Source organism: Cytobacillus pseudoceanisediminis (genome assembly GCF_023516215.1).
GTDB classification, from domain to species: domain Bacteria; phylum Bacillota; class Bacilli; order Bacillales; family Cytobacillaceae; genus Cytobacillus; species Cytobacillus pseudoceanisediminis.
Genome location: NZ_CP097349.1, coordinates 2574488 through 2590387, shown reverse-complemented (window position 1 = coordinate 2590387; position 15900 = coordinate 2574488). Strand labels below are relative to the sequence as shown.

The window sequence follows — 15900 nt, the reverse complement described above, 5'->3', positions numbered from 1 at the left end:
CACTATTCCTTTCCTAGCCTGAATGTTTCATAAACGGTCCATGAGCCGTTTTCCAGCTGATATAGAAGATGAAAACGATCCACAACCTCTTCGTGATTAACAGGCTGCATTCTTAAGCTCCCATATACATCGGAATGTTCATCATTGGAGAGTTTTTGTCCGATGGTAATATGGGGAACAAAATTATATTCAGGTGTATCGCCGCTAATATGATCATTCAGTTCAATATGTAACTCTTCGAGCTGGGCTGAAGGCTCAATTTTAAAATAAATGACATTGTTGACAGGCTGGAAAGAGCTGATTTTTGTAGCATTTATATGAAATGGCTCGTGTTTCTTCGCTATTCCATGAAGTGTTTCCGTCAGCTGTTTTATTTCTTCTTCAGATGCTTCAAAGCGTGATCTTAATGTTACATGCGGAGGAATTAAAGCATAATGCGGATCATACCGCTTTCTATAAGAATTGGCCAAATCCTGCAATTTTTTTGACGGGAAAATAACTATGCCGTAATTAGTGTTCATACAACAACCTCCATGTTCAGTATTTTTTATAACTGGCAGGCTAAAATGAAATGAAAAACACTTGGTTGGTCTATTATAGCAAATTTTCTAAATTCATTATATAATTATACCTTTTTTCATAATAAAAAACAGTATGTCAAGATAATCTTTTTATAGCGAATGAATAGGTCTTTTTACACATCAAAGTTAAAACATAGACTTTAGCGCCCTTTTTAAATCAGGCTGCCAGTAGGTCCATGTATGATTTCCATCAAATTCATCATAGAAGTAAGGGAATTGTTTCTGCTTAAATAAACTGGAAAGCTCCCGATTTGGAGTAAGAAAATCTTTCTCTTCACCCCCTGTTGTCTTTACAGATGTTTCGCCTTTCCCGATAACGTGATAAATATTAAGAAGGTGGGCCTGCGTAAATTCCTGCACTGCCTCTGTAACGGAGGTGTCAACATAAGGTGATTGAAGAATTAACCTCCCAAAAGTATTAGGGTATTGCAGGGCCGCCATTAATGAAACAGTTGCCGCAAGTGAGTCTCCCATAAGGGCACGTCCCATCCCCATTTGATAAGTAGGGAATTCTCGGTCAAGATATGGAACCAGCTCGTGTGCAAGGAAACGAATATAAGCATTATGCTGTTCGCCGTCCGGATGATATTTCTTCCATCTGTCTTTGACGTTTTTATAAGGGACACCAACAATGATGATATTTTCAATTTCTTTATCTTTTAGTAATTCATCCGCGATGCGCCCGACTCTGCCAAGCTGGAAGTAATCTTTGCCATCCTGGGCTATGACAACAGTGTATTTATATAAAGGTGAGAAGGATGCGGGCAAATAAATGAGCAGCTCGACCTCTTCACCCAGTTCCTTGCTCTCGATTGCAATATCTTGTATTGATCCTCTAGGGTAATCCATCATTTTTTGTTCCTCCGTTTAGTTCTGTTATGTTATGTAAGAGTTTACAATGAGATTTTATCATATATATATAGGAATTGCTTTTTCCTTGCATTCTCATTCATGGGTCATGCCGCTTTATTTTGGATAAAATTAACAAATGGGGTGAATCAGTTGCAAAAAGACAATTAACAGCAATTTTAAAAGCAAGGAGGGATCATTTGACAATTCAGATAAGGTTTATGTTAGTATATAATTGATAAAATCTAATCTTTATAAGGGGGAAATAGGATGAAAAAGAGAAGTATATTCCTAGCCACAGCTCTGCTGTTAGCGCTTTCTATGGTTCTTGCAGCCTGCGGAGGCGGAAAAGATGAAGGCGGCGGCGATGGAGAAGGCGGCGGCGCAGACAAGCCTAAATTCATGAGCATCGTGACTGGTGGAACAGGCGGTACATACTATCCGCTGGGCGGATCATTCGCTGAGATTATTTCTGATGCTACAGGCATTGATACAAATGCTGAAGTTTCAGGTGCATCTGCAGAGAACATGAACACACTGAAAGATGGCAATGCTGAGATTGCTTTCTCTCAAACAGATATTGCTTCATATGCACAAGAAGGAAAATTAATGTTTGAAGGTGCAGCAGTGGATAATGTGAGTGCGATCGGCACGCTTTATCCGGAAACGATCCAGATCGTTACTACTGCAAAATCTGGCATTAAATCTGTTGAAGACTTAAAAGGCAAAAAAGTTTCAATAGGAGCTCCTGGTTCAGGAACTGCTGCGAATGCAGAACAGATTCTTGAAGTGCACGGAATCAAATTGGATGACATTCAAAAGCAGGATCTTTCTTTTGATGAGTCAACTGCCGGAATACAGGATGGCAATATTGATGCAGCATTCGTTACAGCAGGAACTCCAACAGGTGCTGTTGAAGGACTTTCTGCAACTGAAGATGTTGTGATCGTTCCGATTGAACAGGATAAAATCGATGCATTAATCGAAAAATATCCTTACTATGTACAGGATGAAGTGCCATCTGGAACATATAAGCTTGCAGAAGCTGTGCCAACAGTAGCAGTACAGGCAATGCTTGTTGTTTCTAATGACCTTTCAGACGATGTAGTTTACGATGTTACAAAAGCAATCTTTGAGAACCTTGACAAAGTTACACATGCCAAAGGAAAAATGATTAAGGCTGAAAATGCTGTCAAAGGTACTGGCATTGAACTGCACCCTGGTGCTAAAAAGTACTTTGACGAAAAAGGCTTTAAAGCTGAATAATCTTTCAATAACATAATCCAATGATGAAATTTGGCCGGCTGTAAAACCTTTTAAGGTGATTGCGCCGGTCAATTAATTTTTAATTGAAATGGCAACCAATTGTAAAAGATGACAATATTTTTTAGGTGGAGGTTCCATGAACTTTAATAAGCCAGGGAATAAAAAAGCGGTCCTGGCACTCCTCGTAATCTTAACCATCGCAATCATGTTCTTCATACCCATTAAGCAGGCAGTTGTTTTTGAGTATCAAAACAAAGGAAAGGTGATTGCTTATTTCCTGATTAAAGAGGACAGAACCTTTAAGATAAAGTATACACATTCCATCCACCTTACAGATGTTGTAGAAAGCTATTCTATAACCGAGGATGGAAGGATTAAATTGTTTGAACTCATGTATGAGGATTTTGCCATCGGCATGCCTGAGAATGCTTCAGATGGAGAAACATTTGAACAAAAGGACGGCAAATATTATATTAAGAATATGAAAAGGTTTTTTCCTTCATTTGACTTAAGGCTGGGTAAGGTCAGAGCGAATCACAGAATGATCTTGCAAGGCGAAGAATATGTCCTTACAGACTATATCGAACCTGGCACATGGGTACGGATAAAGGCAAAAAAATAAACTTATTCGAGGTGTTGAAAGGAGTGAATATCCTTGGAAAATAAAGGGGAAACATTATCACTTGAGGAGCAGCAGAAATTGCTGGAAAAATACGATCCAGAGGCTGGTACAAGGAAATTAGGAGGAGTATTAGGCTGGATCGTCTTTTTTGGGCTTTTAGCATTTTCACTGTTCCATTTATATACAGGGGTTTTCGGGATGCTTACAGCCCAGCTGCAGCGTTCGATTCATTTAGGTTTTGCATTAGCCCTAATATTTCTATTATTCCCTGCAAGGAAGAAAGACAGGGGACGAAAGCATAAAGTTGCCTGGTACGATATCATTTTAGCTATACTGGGTATTGCGGTAGGAGCTTATTGGCCGCTTTTTATTGATGAAATTGTCATGAGGGCTGGCCGTCTGACCGAGATTGATTTTTATGTAGGACTAATTGCAGTTCTTCTGGTACTGGAAGCGACCAGGCGAGCGGTTGGACTTCCAATAACCATTATTGCCGTCATTTTTCTTGCCTATGCTATGTTCGGGCCATATATGCCGGCATTTTTGGCGCACCGCGGTCTTGATTTAGAAAGATTGGTGCAGACCATGTTCTTTACGACCGAGGGAATCCTAGGTACTCCATTAGGCGTATCTGCTACGTTTATATTCCTATTCTTGTTATTTGGTTCATTCCTTGTAAAAACGGGTGTAGGGCAGTATTTTAATGATTTGGCTGTATCCATCGCCGGAAAGAGAACTGGCGGACCGGCGAAGGTTGCCATTTTCTCAAGTGCTCTACAGGGAACAATCAGCGGTAGTTCTGTAGCTAACGTAGTAACTTCAGGCTCTTTTACCATCCCAATGATGAAAAAGCTGGGCTACAAGAAAGAATTCGCCGGCGCAGTTGAAGCGACTGCATCAACCGGCGGCCAGATTATGCCTCCAATCATGGGTGCTGCTGCATTCCTGATGGTTGAGTTTATTGGCGGCGGCATTACATACTGGGATATTGCCAAGGCAGCTGCTATTCCAGCCCTTCTATATTTTGCCGGGGTCTGGATAATGACTCACTTCGAAGCAAAACGTGTAGGACTTAGAGGGCTGAAAGATGAAGAGATGCCTAACCGTAAGGAAGTATTGAAGAAGATTTATCTGCTGCTGCCGATTTTGGCAGTTATCATCCTGCTAATGAGCGGAATGAGTGTAATACGTGCAGCTCTTTGGTCAATTGTAATTACGGTTGCAGTAAGTATGATTAGCAAGGAAACGCGCATTGGATTCAGAGATGCTATCGATGCTTTAGTTGATGGTGCACGCACGGCTTTGGGCGTTGCTGCAGCAACTGCTGCGGCAGGTATTATTGTTGGGGTAGTTGTAAAGACAGGTCTTGGATTAAAGATGGCGAATGGCCTCCTTGATCTTTCGGGCGGACTGTTGATCCCGACTTTGATGCTGACAATGGTTGCAGCGATTATCCTTGGAATGGGATCACCAACAACTGCAAACTATGTTATTACATCAACTATAGCTGCCCCAGCAATCATCCTTCTGGGCGTACCTGATTTATCTGCTCACTTATTTGTGTTCTACTTCGGTATTGTGGCAGATGTCACACCTCCAGTTGCTCTTGCAGCATTTGCGGCGGCTGGTGTATCCGGCGGAGATCCGATAAAGACGGGAGTAACAGCTTCAAAGCTTGCCATAGGGGCTTTTATTATTCCATACATGTTTGTCCTTTCACCGGAATTATTGATGATTGATACAACCTGGTATTATTTAATCTGGGTAGTATTCACCGCTTTGGCAGGTATGATGGCAATCGGCGCTGGGGTAATTGGCTACTGGCTGCGTAAATTGAATATTTTTGAAAGACTGCTGGGAATTGCAGGGGGACTATTGCTTATCTACCCTGAAGGGGTTACTGATATTGTAGGATTAGTTATTTTTATCCTGTTGATTGCATTGCAGGTCTTCATTAAAAAAGACGATCAGGCAAAGCCGCAAACAGCATAATAATTAAAGAAGGAAGGATGCTCACATATGAGATCCTTCCTTTTTGCTTCTGCAGCTTATAGCCTGTCAGGATCCCTGATCGCTATGGCCGATTGAAAGGGTGGCATTAACAAAATCATCTTCGCTGCTGGTTAATAACACAGAGAATGTACCGGGTTCATCTCCTTCATATACTTCATCACTGAGGGTTTCTTTTAATAGTTCGCTTTTATATTCAATGATTTCACGCTCATTGTTATCTTCTTTAAATCTGTTAACCTCTTCAGCATCTTTCGGAATGCGTTTTTCGATAAAAGCAAGAACCTCTTCATTACTCATATCTTTTTCCATATCTTCAAATTGCAGCTCAACATTTACTGCCCGATGCGTTTGAAACTCTACCAGCATACTGTCTCCATTGAAGCGGGCAATTTCATTATTATTTTTATTTTCCCCATAAGCCTTTGTGAAAAGATCCCGTGTGTCTCCTAAACCAACTTCTTCAGTGATCTTTTTGTTATCTCCCGGAGCTTCCTCTGTTTTCGCCCGCTGTTCTTCCGTAGAAGGATTATTCTTGTCTTCATCCTCTACAATTTGCTCTTCATTCTGATTACAGCCTGCCAGTATAAGGATTGCTGAAAACAAAGCAGCAATCAATGAGTAGCTTTTCATAAAATCCTTCCTTTCTTTAGCTTAAATTATTTAAGGGCCAAATCCCGGTTAGAGAGTATATACCCGAATGAGGACCAGATAATCGGGGAAAGAAAGGAGCATAATAAAAAGCCGTACTTCCATGTGAAATACAGGCTTTGATGAATAAAATGAAATATTTTGAAAGAAGGCTCCTTTTAGCTGATCTGGCGAGCTTTCTTTTCGGGCAAAATGGACATGATATGGTTCAAGTTGAAAATGCGCATTTGTTTTCTATATAAACAATAGGCTAAAATCGTGCTGCCTCGAAGTTCTTTTATTAATATTTTTCTTTGTGTAAATGAATTGCGTTTGGAGAGATAAATGATTTCCACAGGCTTTCTCTCTTCCATAGCTCGATAAAGAATTCCTTTCATAGAGAAATCCCCCTTACTTTTATTTACATTATACACGAACGCGTGTTCCTTATCAAGTAGGGTGCGAAAATTTGTTCGTATAAAAAAGACTTCACAAGTGAAGTCTTTTAAATAATCTTTAAACCCTTATTTTTCAAGTGATTAAGCAAAACAGTGCCGTATTGTATGGCATAGCCTAAAAAGACGGCAACGAACAATGTGCCTAATCCAACTGGACCGCCTAAAATAAGGCCAATGGCCAATGCCAATAATTCATTAATTATACGTGCGGTCTTAATGCTGATATTTAGCCTTTTGGCAGTTGCGATCATTAATCCATCAATTGGGCCGCTGAATAATTGCGGACGGATATATATAGATACCCCGAAGCCCAGAAATGAGACACCTGTGATGAAGGCAAGGATCTGAAGGGAAAAGCTTGTAACTGTGATGCCGCTGAAAACAAGCTCCATCCAAAAATCGATCCCCACACTCGCTAAAATGGTTCCAATAAATGATTTAAACTGGGGCTTTTCCCAGGTCAGCAGAGCATTGAAGAATATAAGGGATGCTGTTACCAGAAATGACCATGTTCCGATTGTCAGACCGAACTTATTAAAAAGGCCAACATAAACAGTGTCCCAGGCACCTGCACCGAGATTGGATAAGATAATTAATGAGACACCGAGAGTGAGAATAAAATAACCTGCAATTATTTGAATGAATGTTGTGTGTTTAATCATGTTGTATCCTCCCCAATAAATATTACCGTAATTAAATAAATTCTCAAGGGAAAGAAAAGGAAGAAACTTATTGAGTATTCATAAGCCAGTATGGGGAATAGCACTTTTATTAATACTCTAACACATAAAAACAGCTCCCAAATGGGAACTGTTTTAAAGATACTTATACCTTAATATCAATTTTTGCACTTTTCTTCAATTCTTCTACATGCTTAACCAGCATATCCTGCTGTTTTTGCTGTTCGAGCTGCTGCTTGATCTGAGGCTTTACTTCCTCCAATTTAGGCGGCTCCTGTCCTTCAGCACCACCCTGGCTGGCATATTCATCATAGAATTTCTGAATTTCAGCATCTGTAACTTCCCCTGGTTTAATCTCGCCATTAATATATTTCGTATATTTAATATTGTTGGCAATTTCCTTCTCTAATGAGTCAGGGTTAAGGCCAGCCTGTTTCATTGCTGTTTCGAATTCCTTGTCGTCCTTGAATTGTCCTTTTGTTTCTTCCAGCTGCTTTTTGACTTCTTCATCAGAAGCTTTGTAGCCTTTTTTGTCTGCCTCTTGGAGAAGAAGTGTCTGGCCGACTAGACTGTCGAGTGTCTGCTCCTTGATTTTATCTGCAGCATCTTTGGTAGTAGGGTCTTGTCCCATTTGCTGATACATCATTTGTGATGAAGTAAGCACGCTGTTATACTCGCGGCCAAGGATTTCCTGGTCATTAACGATTGCAACAGTCTTTTCTTCATCAAGCTTTTGTTTGTCCATTTTCTTTTGCATTTCTTCCATTTGCTTCTGTTGGTCCTGCTGGTCGGTTTCAGCTGTTTTCGCTTCCTCTTTTTTATCTGCACTCTTGCTTTCATCATCAGCTCCACAAGCAGCTAAAACGGCAGATATTAATACTAGTAAAAAGGGATACATTAGTTTTTTCATTAATATTTCTCCTTCCGTAACCCTGTATGATTTGATTCAGCTAACAAAAGAATCATATAGAGGGCATTATAAAGCATATACTCTTAAAAAGATACCTTTAAGGCATAAATGCAGAATTTGTAATGGGAATGTAATCTAGTTTCCAAGCTGATAACCTTATAGTTTATGGATGAAATATAGGTATTGACTTTTATGTTAGAAAGAAGTATATTTTATATTGTCCCCAATACAGGGAATATCATAACGATTCCGTAGCTCAGCTGGGAGAGCGCTACCTTGACAGGGTAGAGGTCGCTGGTTCGAACCCAGTCGGAATCATCAGTTAAAAGCCTAGAGCCTCAATGGTTCTAGGCTTTTTCTATATTCTTAAAAATATAGAGTAAACCCCAATTGTTGACGGAATTTTTAAATGCTATTTTTATGCCGTTTAAAAAGTGAGTCTAATTTGTTAGCTGCTCCCTGTTCTGCAGTTTGTAAAAAATGTCCATATTTATCCATGGTTATACGGATATTTGAATGACCAAGTCTCTTTGAAATGATTTTTGCGTGAACACCCTGATTTATTAATAGGGTTGCTGATGTGTGTCGCAGATCATGTAACCTGATAAATCGGACACCAGCCCGGTCAGTAAATCGTTTCTACCAGGTAGTAGGGGTAGTGGGATAATAGTGTTTTCCGTTCTCATTGCAAAAGACAAATTCATGCTCATGTTCAATCCACAAATCTCTCATACGCATTTCTTTTTTCCAGTGTATAAGAAATTTTTTTAGCTCTTCGATCACCATAGGTGACAAAGAAATAACGAAACTATAAATATTAAAAGGGCTGGAATAAAAGTGAATAAAGTATTTTCTCCAATGCATATCCATTCTTCCTTATTTCGTTAGTTAGTTTACGGAGATATTTTGAAAAGTTTCAATTAATTACAGTTGTTTACATTTGACCCAATTTGCCATCAGGTAAGTTTCCATCACTTATTTTTTATTTAGATATCGGTGTAGTTCAAAACCGGTTCCTAAGAGGGTGGTGACCATAGCAATGAAGAATAGCACTTCTGTAGTTGAACTGGCTGTCCAAACATCTATAAAATGCATAAATGTTAATATGGTAAAACAAGATGCACTAAAAATATTTAAATAGAGTTGAGTTGTATTTGACAATTAGAAATCACCTCAATTAGGGAGTAGTTATCTCGAATTATAACATTTTTTAGGAATTGTAATATCATCTGAAGTTAATAACAAACAGAAAATAAGAAAAGTTAAATTGGGTGCAAAAAAAGGAAAGCTTTAAAAGCTTATCCCCGATACTTCCCTATCTATTAATGAGGGTAATTCTAAAATAGGTTTTAATTTAGGACTTCCTTTATAAGGTAGCATATCAATACTTCCTATTTTAGTAGCAACATCATACTCTCCAATTATAGTGTCTAATAATATAAAGGCTGCGTTTTCCCACTCTTCAAAATCAGAATCGTAACCTTTGAGATATAGAACAATGTCTAACGTGTCACCATTTTTTCGGTAAGTGAAAAATACATCATCAGGCCCTAAACTAATATCCTCGTACTCGATAGTCGAAATATCATCAACATCACTTTTGGGGCGAAAAGCAATTATTTTAAAGCCGTCAAGTTTCGGTGCTTTTTCAACTAGGTCAATGACATCTGTAAAGGCAGACAGGATACCATCAGCGCTTATAATAAACTCTCTCTTTCCATCGATTAAATCAGCACTAAATTCAAAAGCTATATCCTCATTTATCTTAGATAACTGTTTATCTAGTTTGTAGAACAATGAATTTAACTTTTCTTCTTTCAACTGATAATAGTCTTGTGAATTCTTTTCAAACCAAATCCAGAATTCAGCAGCTGTAAAGTTTTTTCCAAAGAGTTTTTTGAACATAACGTTCCATCCTTTATAGTTAATTTAGATAATTATACTTAATCGAGAGCTAGTAGGAAATAATAAATTGAAACATATGATAAAGATCTAGATTTGCGTTCTTTCCAACAGGAAAAGGTAAGCACTTCCCGAACTATATTAATAGGAGTTAATGCTATTTATAGGGGGAAGAGATATGACCGAGAAAAAACAAGCTATTTATTGTTTTGTTCTGAATGTGGTGTGCCTCGGCCAATCCCGCAATACATCATGGAAACTTACTTTATCAAAGGGGTTGACGGAGTATATTGCAGTAACTGTGGAAATAAGTCAATTATTCCAGGATACCTGAAAAAATAAAAAATGATTTGTAAATACAAAAAAGCCAGGACTCCTCCTGACCTACCTACATCAAATTATAACTTTGGAGGGGTGCTGAACTGCACAGGACCTCAATACTTGGGGGGCAGTTTTTAATTTGTTGTCGGAGTATTTTCTAATCCGTATGTTTTACTGCTAATAATGGTGAGTGTGTGGAATGCCTTATATGATCCTACAACAAGGGGAATCGAGGATAGCTAACAAGCTAAACATTATCAATGGCCAAAATAAGCTGCCCTTTAGAGGGTGGCTTTTCTTATGCAGTGAAAGGAGTGATTGTCATGTAGAAGGAAGGACAGCAGTACCGACAGTCACTATTGCTTCCGTGACTGTTTGCCACTTTGACAGGGTAGAGGTCGCTGGTTCGAACCCAGTCGGAAATATACTTAAAGTGTCTGGCTGCCGATAGCCAGGCACTTTTTTTGTTTACAGGGGGTTGCTTTTAAAGTGGGAACCCCTGCAATGTTTTAACGAAACAGTGATAGGGAATCGTTAAAATATAAAAATTCACAAAATAATTTTTATTAAAAATCTATGCTATAATTTCATTGTGAAATTACAAGAGTTAGGGGATATTTCTATGTTGAAAGATCTGTTTATCGGCCTTTCCCAAAACGAATTTCTGAATAGTGCTGCAAAGAAATATGGGTTGAAATTGGGAGCGCAGAGTGTAGTTGCGGGAACAAATTTAGATGAAGCAATTCAAAGCATAAAAGAGCTGAACGCTCATGGCATCTCTTGTACTGTCGATAACCTCGGGGAATTTGTATATAAAAAAGAAGAGGCGGCAGAAGCGAAGAAACAAATAATTGAAGTGATAGAAGCCATTCATGAAAATCAGGTGGATGCACATATATCTTTAAAGCCTTCCCAATTAGGCCTGGATATCGACTTCTCTTTCTGTCTTGAAAATGTTAGGGAGATAGTAGAGAGAGCAAGCCATTATGGTATTTTTGTGAATATGGATATGGAAGACTCTAAGCGTTTGCAGCCTTCCTTTGATATACTGGATGAATTATCTAAAGAATATAATAACATAGGTACAGTTATTCAAGCCTATTTCCTGAGTGCTGAAGAAGATTTAATGAAATATAAGGATTTCCGCTTGCGAATTGTAAAAGGGGCTTATAAGGAGCCTGAGGAAATTGCTTATCAGGACAAAAGTGACATCGATGCTAACTTTATAAAATTAATAGAATGGCATTTGCTGAATGGCAAATTTACATCTATTGCAACACATGACCATAAAGTAATTAATCATATAAAAGATTTTGTAAGGGCTAACAATATCCCTAAAGAGAAATTTGAATTTCAAATGCTTTATGGCTTCCGCAAGGATATGCAGCTGAAGCTTGCTGGTGAAGGCTATAATTTCTGTACCTATGTACCTTTTGGGAATGACTGGTACGGCTACTTCATGAGGCGTCTGGCTGAAAGGCCGCAGAATTTAAACCTTGTTGCCAAGCAGGTATTTACTAAGAAAACCAATACTGTGATTGGTGTGGCCGCAGGAGCTTTCCTATTAGGCAGATTGACAAAGAAACGGAAGAAATAATACTGCGAAAGTCTCCCTGTTTTATTTAAGCAGGGAGGCTATTTTGTCTTAAAAGGGTACGGTATACCGGCTATAAAACTTGTGATAAAGGAAATGAAAGATCTGTATGCTTGTAATGAAATCTACATATCAGTCATCAAGGAGAATGAGCCAGGTATTCGTGTTTATGAGAAAGTTGGTTTCGAACCAACAGGTGAGCTCTTTCAGGCCTTCCATCCTGAGCCCATCTACAAGCTAAAAGTGTAAAAAGAGTCCCTGACAGAGTTGTCAGGGACTTTTGCCTATATTTCAATTTCAACGCCATAATGATCTGAAATGATGGGTTTGTGTATGCCGTTAAAAATAACCCGAGAATATTTCGGCTGTATAGGCTGAGCCGAAAGAATTAAATCAATCCGCATATCATGTTTATTGTTCTCCCAGCCGGCAATCTTTCCTCTAACAGTAACACCAGAATCCTTCCTGGAAGCTAATTCATAAGTGTCGTAGAGCCCATTGCCTGTCAGAAAGTCATAACCTTCATTGCGGACATAAGCGGAGCTGTTGAAATCTCCCATTAAAATGGCGGATTCATCCTTTGGGACTTTTGAAAGTAGAGATTCAACCTGGAATCTATAGGACTCTTCTTGATCGTGCCACCAGCCGAGATGACAAGAATAGAAGGAGATAGGCTTATCTTGATGAAGTAATTTAATACCAACTATTTTCCGTGTCTTCCAGTGTTTCTGGTCTCGGTTTTTTGTAATGAAAAATGATTGATCTTCTTTTATTTCATGCCTTGTTATGATTGCAAGACCTTCTTCATATATATCGTAGCCAATATGTGAAAAATCCCATTTAAAAACGTAATCTTTCACACCTATTTTTCTCAATTCTTCAATTAACAACAGTGCATAATTATCTTCTCTGATATGGCCGTCTATCAAAGGGGCTTTGATATGCTGGCTGACTTCCTGCAGAGCGATGACATCATAGAGGTTCTCTTTAATTGCCTCAGCAAGAATTTTTATTTTTTCCAGCTGCTGATCCTCCTGCCATGAGTGGCAGTTTAGAGTTAATAATTTCATTGTTAAGCTCCCAGCAAGTCCTGTATATCAGATTTAAGGACATCTGCTTTGGGCCCATAAATTGCCTGAACGCCTTTGTCTTTAACGATAAGACCTAAAGCTCCATTCCTCTTCCAGTCCTGTTCACCAGCAACTGATGAAGTGTCCTTTACTGTGACACGCAAGCGGGTCATGCAGGCATCAACATCTTCAATATTTTCTTTTCCGCCTAATAATTCAATTAACACTGGGGCTAGTGAATTCTTCTTGACTGAAGTATCCGATGATGCAGCGGTATTTTCTTCTTCAATATAGTTTCCATTACGTCCTGGTGTAGGGAAGTTGAATTTTCGGATCATAAAATTGGCAACACCAAAGTTTAACCCGAAGAATATTAGACAGGCAATTACAAAGTTTACAAGATCCAGCCATAAGCCAGCTTTTAAAATCATTGGTGTTCTTGTAATCAATTCAATGATGCCGAAAGAATGGACACGGATATTTATAATATCAACAATTGCAAAGGCCAGACCTGTCATAACTGCATACACGATATAAAGAAGAGGAGCAGCAAACATGAACATAAATTCGATTGGTTCAGTTACTCCAGTCAGGAATACTGCCAAACCAGCAGATAAGAACATCGATTTGTATTTCTTCTTTTTTCATGATCTACATTGCGGTACATTGCAAGCGCAATTCCCAGCAGGGCAGCAGCGGATAGAATCATTTGGCCTACCTTGAAACGGGCAGGAGTAACATCATTCAGCAGCTGCTTGTAGCTTTCTGTATCTCCTGCAGTCAAAAAGTTATTTAAGTCAGCAATCCATGCAAGCCATAGCGGATCTTGTCCAGCCACCGTTGAACCTGCATTAGAGCCTGTCAGGATTTTGTAAGTTCCGCCAAGCTCCGTGTAATTAATTGGGACAGTCAGCATATGATGCAATCCAAATGGAAGAAGCAATCGTTCCAGTGCACCAAAAACAAATGGAGCAATAACAGGCGCCGTATTTCGTGATGTAGCAATCCATTGTCCGAAATCATTTAATAATCCTTGAATAAATGGCCACACAATCGATAAGACCAACGCAGCTGCAACAGAGCCGACAATTACAGTGAAGGGAACAAAGCGCTTTCCATTGAAAAAGGAAAGTGAATTTGGCAATTTATCATAGTTATAATACTTGTTAAATAAATTGGCTCCAAGAAAACCTGAGATAATTCCGACGAATACTCCCATATTCAATGCTGGTGCGCCTAAAACAGAAGTGAAATAGTCCGGGACAATAAGGTCTTGTCCAAACAGGGATTTTACCGCAGCCTCAGGATTACCTAACATGTCGGACTTTACTCCGAATATAGCGCCTGTGATTCTATTAATCAGAATGAAAGCAATGAGAGCTGCAAACGCTCCGCCTGCACGTTCCTTAGCCCAGGAACCGCCAATTGCAACTGCGAATAAGATATGAAGATTTGTAATGATGGCCCATCCGATATCCTCCAGCACTCGTGCAATCGCTTGCACAAATGCGATGTCAGTCCCCGTCATGCCAACAAGCTTTCCAAGTGAAATCATAATACCTGCAGCTGGCATTACGGCCACTACAACAAGTAATGCTTTCCCAAACTTTTGCCAGAAATCAAAAGAAAATAGTTTTTTCATCGTTCTTCTCTCCCTTATTGTATGGGCTTTCATTAAATGGTCTAAAAAAGTATTTTCATAATTTGACGAAAAAAATTTCGATATATGAATGAATTTATTCCGTGAAAATACTATTTAGCTTTATTATTATCTTAAAATAACACGGGTAGAAATATGATGCAACCGCTTGCGTAAAAATGTTTTTTTAATCTTTTATGAATATCTAAGGAATTTCTCTTATATTTTCCCAAGTCATACATCTATAAAGAAATGCCTTAGAGTTTCTTTATGGATTAAATGCATAAAAATAAATTACTTTTACTAAAAATACATTTTTCTCTTGCTAAAGAAGTATTTCATCCTTTAAAATTCTCTTAAAGAAGGATTCCCTTCATGTAAAAGAATAGATTTCTAAATAGATATTGATAAAAATAATTTTGAATAGTGGAAATTCTTCTTGTTAGAGAAGCATTTCATGCTTTATACTTTGCATAAGAAGTTTTTCCTTCACTATTCATGAGGAGCCGGCATGGATAAGAAGACAATGAGCCAGTTGATTAAAGAAAGCTATTCCTCACTCTCGCCAGGACAGAGGAAAGCTGCTGAATTTATTATGGAGCATGCTGATGAAGCTGTTCTATTAACAGCATTTCAAGTTGGGAAAAATGCAGGAGTCAGTGAGACAACGGTCATCCGTCTTGCGTATGCACTTGGGTTCAGCGGTTATTCCCAAATGCAGGATCGAATTAGAAAAGAGTGGCTTGCCGGGAAACAGATGGATTATTTTGAAGATGACTCTTCCATAGAAAATGCTGCGAAAGAGAATCTGTTTAGGAGAGTCATTGATCAGGAGAGGAAGATACTTCGGCAATTGCTTGATCAGGTTGATGAAAGGGAAATCTGGAAAGCGATTGATGCATTAATCCGTGCAGACAGGGTTTATGTTGGTGGTTTTGGCAGCTCTTTTGCCGCAGCATACTGGTTTTATTACACACTTAAACAAATAAGGGGAAATGTTTATATCTCAAGCCCTAACGGTTTTCTTTCTGAGGATGTGTGTGATTTAACAGATCAATCGGCCGTTGTCATTTTTCTTTTCCTCGCTATCGGAAAGAAGCGTTAAAGCTTGCTTCTTTTGCTGAAAGGCAAGATTCCGGGATTATTGCCATAACAGACCGCCAGCTGTCGCCTATCGGGCAGTTGGCAGCAGTTACGCTTACTATGGATGAGCTTATGGATTCAGGACATCATTCGGCAGCTTCCGTAATTAGTTTACTGGAGGTACTGATTGCAGGTATCGATGAACGGGATCATGAAAGAATTGCAAAAAGACAGCAGGAACTGGAAATCTTATATGCTGAACAAGAGCGGTTTTTTGAGTAAGTT

General features: G+C 38.9%; 16 protein-coding genes, 1 tRNA gene and 2 pseudogenes. 9 read left to right on the top strand and 10 right to left on the bottom strand.

Translation table 11 applies throughout. The features are described 5' to 3' along the window. Positions 1–2: 2 nt before the first annotated feature. Together M5V91_RS13860 and M5V91_RS13855 are read right to left on the bottom strand one after the other, a co-directional pair. Positions 3–521: a YjcG family protein gene (locus tag M5V91_RS13860; protein WP_009331171.1), complete on the bottom strand. Its 519-nt coding sequence runs from the start codon at positions 519–521 to the stop codon at positions 3–5. 186 nt (positions 522–707) lie between these two features. Continuing rightward, on the bottom strand, positions 708–1433 hold the full coding sequence (locus M5V91_RS13855) for an alpha/beta hydrolase (RefSeq protein WP_009331170.1): 726 nt from the start codon (positions 1431–1433) through the stop codon (positions 708–710). Positions 1434–1700: 267 nt separating this feature from the next. Between M5V91_RS13855 and M5V91_RS13850 the strand changes: the two genes are divergently transcribed. From M5V91_RS13850 to M5V91_RS13840, 3 genes are all read left to right on the top strand, one after another. Further along, complete coding sequence (locus M5V91_RS13850) at positions 1701–2696, top strand: TAXI family TRAP transporter solute-binding subunit (RefSeq protein WP_009331169.1); 996 nt, start codon at positions 1701–1703, stop codon at positions 2694–2696. Between the two features lie 136 nt (positions 2697–2832). Then, complete coding sequence (locus M5V91_RS13845) at positions 2833–3318, top strand: DUF1850 domain-containing protein (RefSeq protein WP_284522224.1); 486 nt, start codon at positions 2833–2835, stop codon at positions 3316–3318. Between the two features lie 33 nt (positions 3319–3351). Continuing rightward, on the top strand, positions 3352–5310 hold the full coding sequence (locus M5V91_RS13840) for a TRAP transporter permease (RefSeq protein WP_019381507.1): 1959 nt from the start codon (positions 3352–3354) through the stop codon (positions 5308–5310). A gap of 66 nt (positions 5311–5376) precedes the next feature. Here the strand turns inward: M5V91_RS13840 and M5V91_RS13835 are convergent, their stop codons facing one another. From M5V91_RS13835 to M5V91_RS13820, 4 genes are all read right to left on the bottom strand, one after another. Further along, a complete protein-coding gene (locus M5V91_RS13835; RefSeq protein ID WP_071156867.1) occupies positions 5377–5961 on the bottom strand; it encodes a hypothetical protein in 585 nt (194 codons plus the stop codon). A gap of 176 nt (positions 5962–6137) precedes the next feature. Beyond that, positions 6138–6356, bottom strand: a complete 219-nt coding sequence (locus tag M5V91_RS13830) for a hypothetical protein (protein ID WP_035327332.1) — start codon at positions 6354–6356, stop codon at positions 6138–6140. 107 nt (positions 6357–6463) lie between these two features. Further along, positions 6464–7078, bottom strand: coding sequence for a YczE/YyaS/YitT family protein (locus M5V91_RS13825; protein WP_071156869.1), 615 nt, complete (start codon positions 7076–7078; stop codon positions 6464–6466). 163 nt (positions 7079–7241) lie between these two features. Beyond that, a complete protein-coding gene (locus tag M5V91_RS13820; protein ID WP_009331163.1) occupies positions 7242–8006 on the bottom strand; it encodes a SurA N-terminal domain-containing protein in 765 nt (254 codons plus the stop codon). A gap of 245 nt (positions 8007–8251) precedes the next feature. On the opposite strand from M5V91_RS13820, the gene M5V91_RS13815 reads away from it, so the two are divergent. Then, positions 8252–8324: transfer RNA gene (locus M5V91_RS13815), tRNA-Val, on the top strand. 87 nt (positions 8325–8411) lie between these two features. Here the strand turns inward: M5V91_RS13815 and M5V91_RS13810 are convergent. Both M5V91_RS13810 and M5V91_RS13805 read right to left on the bottom strand, forming a co-directional pair. Beyond that, positions 8412–8597 carry a tyrosine-type recombinase/integrase gene (locus tag M5V91_RS13810; RefSeq protein WP_254179218.1) on the bottom strand — a complete coding sequence of 62 codons (186 nt, stop codon included), beginning with the start codon at positions 8595–8597 and terminating at the stop codon, positions 8412–8414. A gap of 699 nt (positions 8598–9296) precedes the next feature. After that, positions 9297–9911, bottom strand: coding sequence for a hypothetical protein (locus tag M5V91_RS13805; RefSeq protein WP_009331144.1), 615 nt, complete (start codon positions 9909–9911; stop codon positions 9297–9299). Between the two features lie 175 nt (positions 9912–10086). On the opposite strand from M5V91_RS13805, the gene M5V91_RS13800 reads away from it, so the two are divergent. The 3 genes from M5V91_RS13800 to M5V91_RS13790 all read left to right on the top strand — a co-directional run bounded on the left by M5V91_RS13800 (position 10087) and on the right by M5V91_RS13790 (position 12072). Next, a complete protein-coding gene (locus M5V91_RS13800; protein WP_284522223.1) occupies positions 10087–10242 on the top strand; it encodes a hypothetical protein in 156 nt (51 codons plus the stop codon). Between the two features lie 609 nt (positions 10243–10851). Next, entirely contained in the window at positions 10852–11826 is a 975-nt protein-coding gene (locus M5V91_RS13795) for a proline dehydrogenase family protein (protein ID WP_009331142.1), read from the top strand. Between the two features lie 93 nt (positions 11827–11919). Beyond that, a complete protein-coding gene (locus tag M5V91_RS13790; RefSeq protein ID WP_284522222.1) occupies positions 11920–12072 on the top strand; it encodes an N-acetyltransferase in 153 nt (50 codons plus the stop codon). 35 nt (positions 12073–12107) lie between these two features. On the opposite strand, the gene M5V91_RS13785 is transcribed toward M5V91_RS13790, so the two are convergent. Together M5V91_RS13785 and M5V91_RS13780 are read right to left on the bottom strand one after the other, a co-directional pair. Beyond that, positions 12108–12893, bottom strand: coding sequence for an endonuclease/exonuclease/phosphatase family protein (locus tag M5V91_RS13785; protein WP_009331139.1), 786 nt, complete (start codon positions 12891–12893; stop codon positions 12108–12110). A 2-nt stretch (positions 12894–12895) separates the two neighbouring features. Beyond that, positions 12896–14535 (bottom strand): annotated as a pseudogene (locus M5V91_RS13780) (PTS transporter subunit IIBC). Between the two features lie 508 nt (positions 14536–15043). Here M5V91_RS13780 and M5V91_RS13775 point away from each other — a divergent pair. Both M5V91_RS13775 and M5V91_RS13765 read left to right on the top strand, forming a co-directional pair. Continuing rightward, positions 15044–15735: pseudogene (locus M5V91_RS13775) on the top strand (MurR/RpiR family transcriptional regulator); the annotation flags it as partial. After that, positions 15736–15897 (top strand): hypothetical protein, encoded by a 162-nt coding sequence (locus M5V91_RS13765; RefSeq protein ID WP_284522220.1) that lies wholly within the window; start codon positions 15736–15738, stop codon positions 15895–15897. The last annotated feature ends 3 nt before the right edge of the window (positions 15898–15900 follow it).

Excerpts from the sequence above, each read along its gene's own strand:
- M5V91_RS13860 (WP_009331171.1), bottom strand. The coding sequence starts at position 521 with ATGAACACTAATTACGGCATAGTTATTTTCCCGTCAAAAAAATTGCAG.
- M5V91_RS13855 (WP_009331170.1), bottom strand. The coding sequence starts at position 1,433 with ATGATGGATTACCCTAGAGGATCAATACAAGATATTGCAATCGAGAGC.
- M5V91_RS13850 (WP_009331169.1), top strand. The coding sequence starts at position 1,701 with ATGAAAAAGAGAAGTATATTCCTAGCCACAGCTCTGCTGTTAGCGCTT.
- M5V91_RS13845 (WP_284522224.1), top strand. The coding sequence starts at position 2,833 with ATGAACTTTAATAAGCCAGGGAATAAAAAAGCGGTCCTGGCACTCCTC.
- M5V91_RS13835 (WP_071156867.1), bottom strand. The coding sequence starts at position 5,961 with ATGAAAAGCTACTCATTGATTGCTGCTTTGTTTTCAGCAATCCTTATA.
- M5V91_RS13830 (WP_035327332.1), bottom strand. The coding sequence starts at position 6,356 with ATGAAAGGAATTCTTTATCGAGCTATGGAAGAGAGAAAGCCTGTGGAA.
- M5V91_RS13825 (WP_071156869.1), bottom strand. The coding sequence starts at position 7,078 with ATGATTAAACACACAACATTCATTCAAATAATTGCAGGTTATTTTATT.
- M5V91_RS13820 (WP_009331163.1), bottom strand. The coding sequence starts at position 8,006 with ATGAAAAAACTAATGTATCCCTTTTTACTAGTATTAATATCTGCCGTT.
- M5V91_RS13805 (WP_009331144.1), bottom strand. The coding sequence starts at position 9,911 with ATGTTCAAAAAACTCTTTGGAAAAAACTTTACAGCTGCTGAATTCTGG.
- M5V91_RS13800 (WP_284522223.1), top strand. The coding sequence starts at position 10,087 with ATGACCGAGAAAAAACAAGCTATTTATTGTTTTGTTCTGAATGTGGTG.
- M5V91_RS13795 (WP_009331142.1), top strand. The coding sequence starts at position 10,852 with ATGTTGAAAGATCTGTTTATCGGCCTTTCCCAAAACGAATTTCTGAAT.
- M5V91_RS13790 (WP_284522222.1), top strand. The coding sequence starts at position 11,920 with ATGAAAGATCTGTATGCTTGTAATGAAATCTACATATCAGTCATCAAG.
- M5V91_RS13785 (WP_009331139.1), bottom strand. The coding sequence starts at position 12,893 with ATGAAATTATTAACTCTAAACTGCCACTCATGGCAGGAGGATCAGCAG.
- M5V91_RS13765 (WP_284522220.1), top strand. The coding sequence starts at position 15,736 with ATGGATGAGCTTATGGATTCAGGACATCATTCGGCAGCTTCCGTAATT.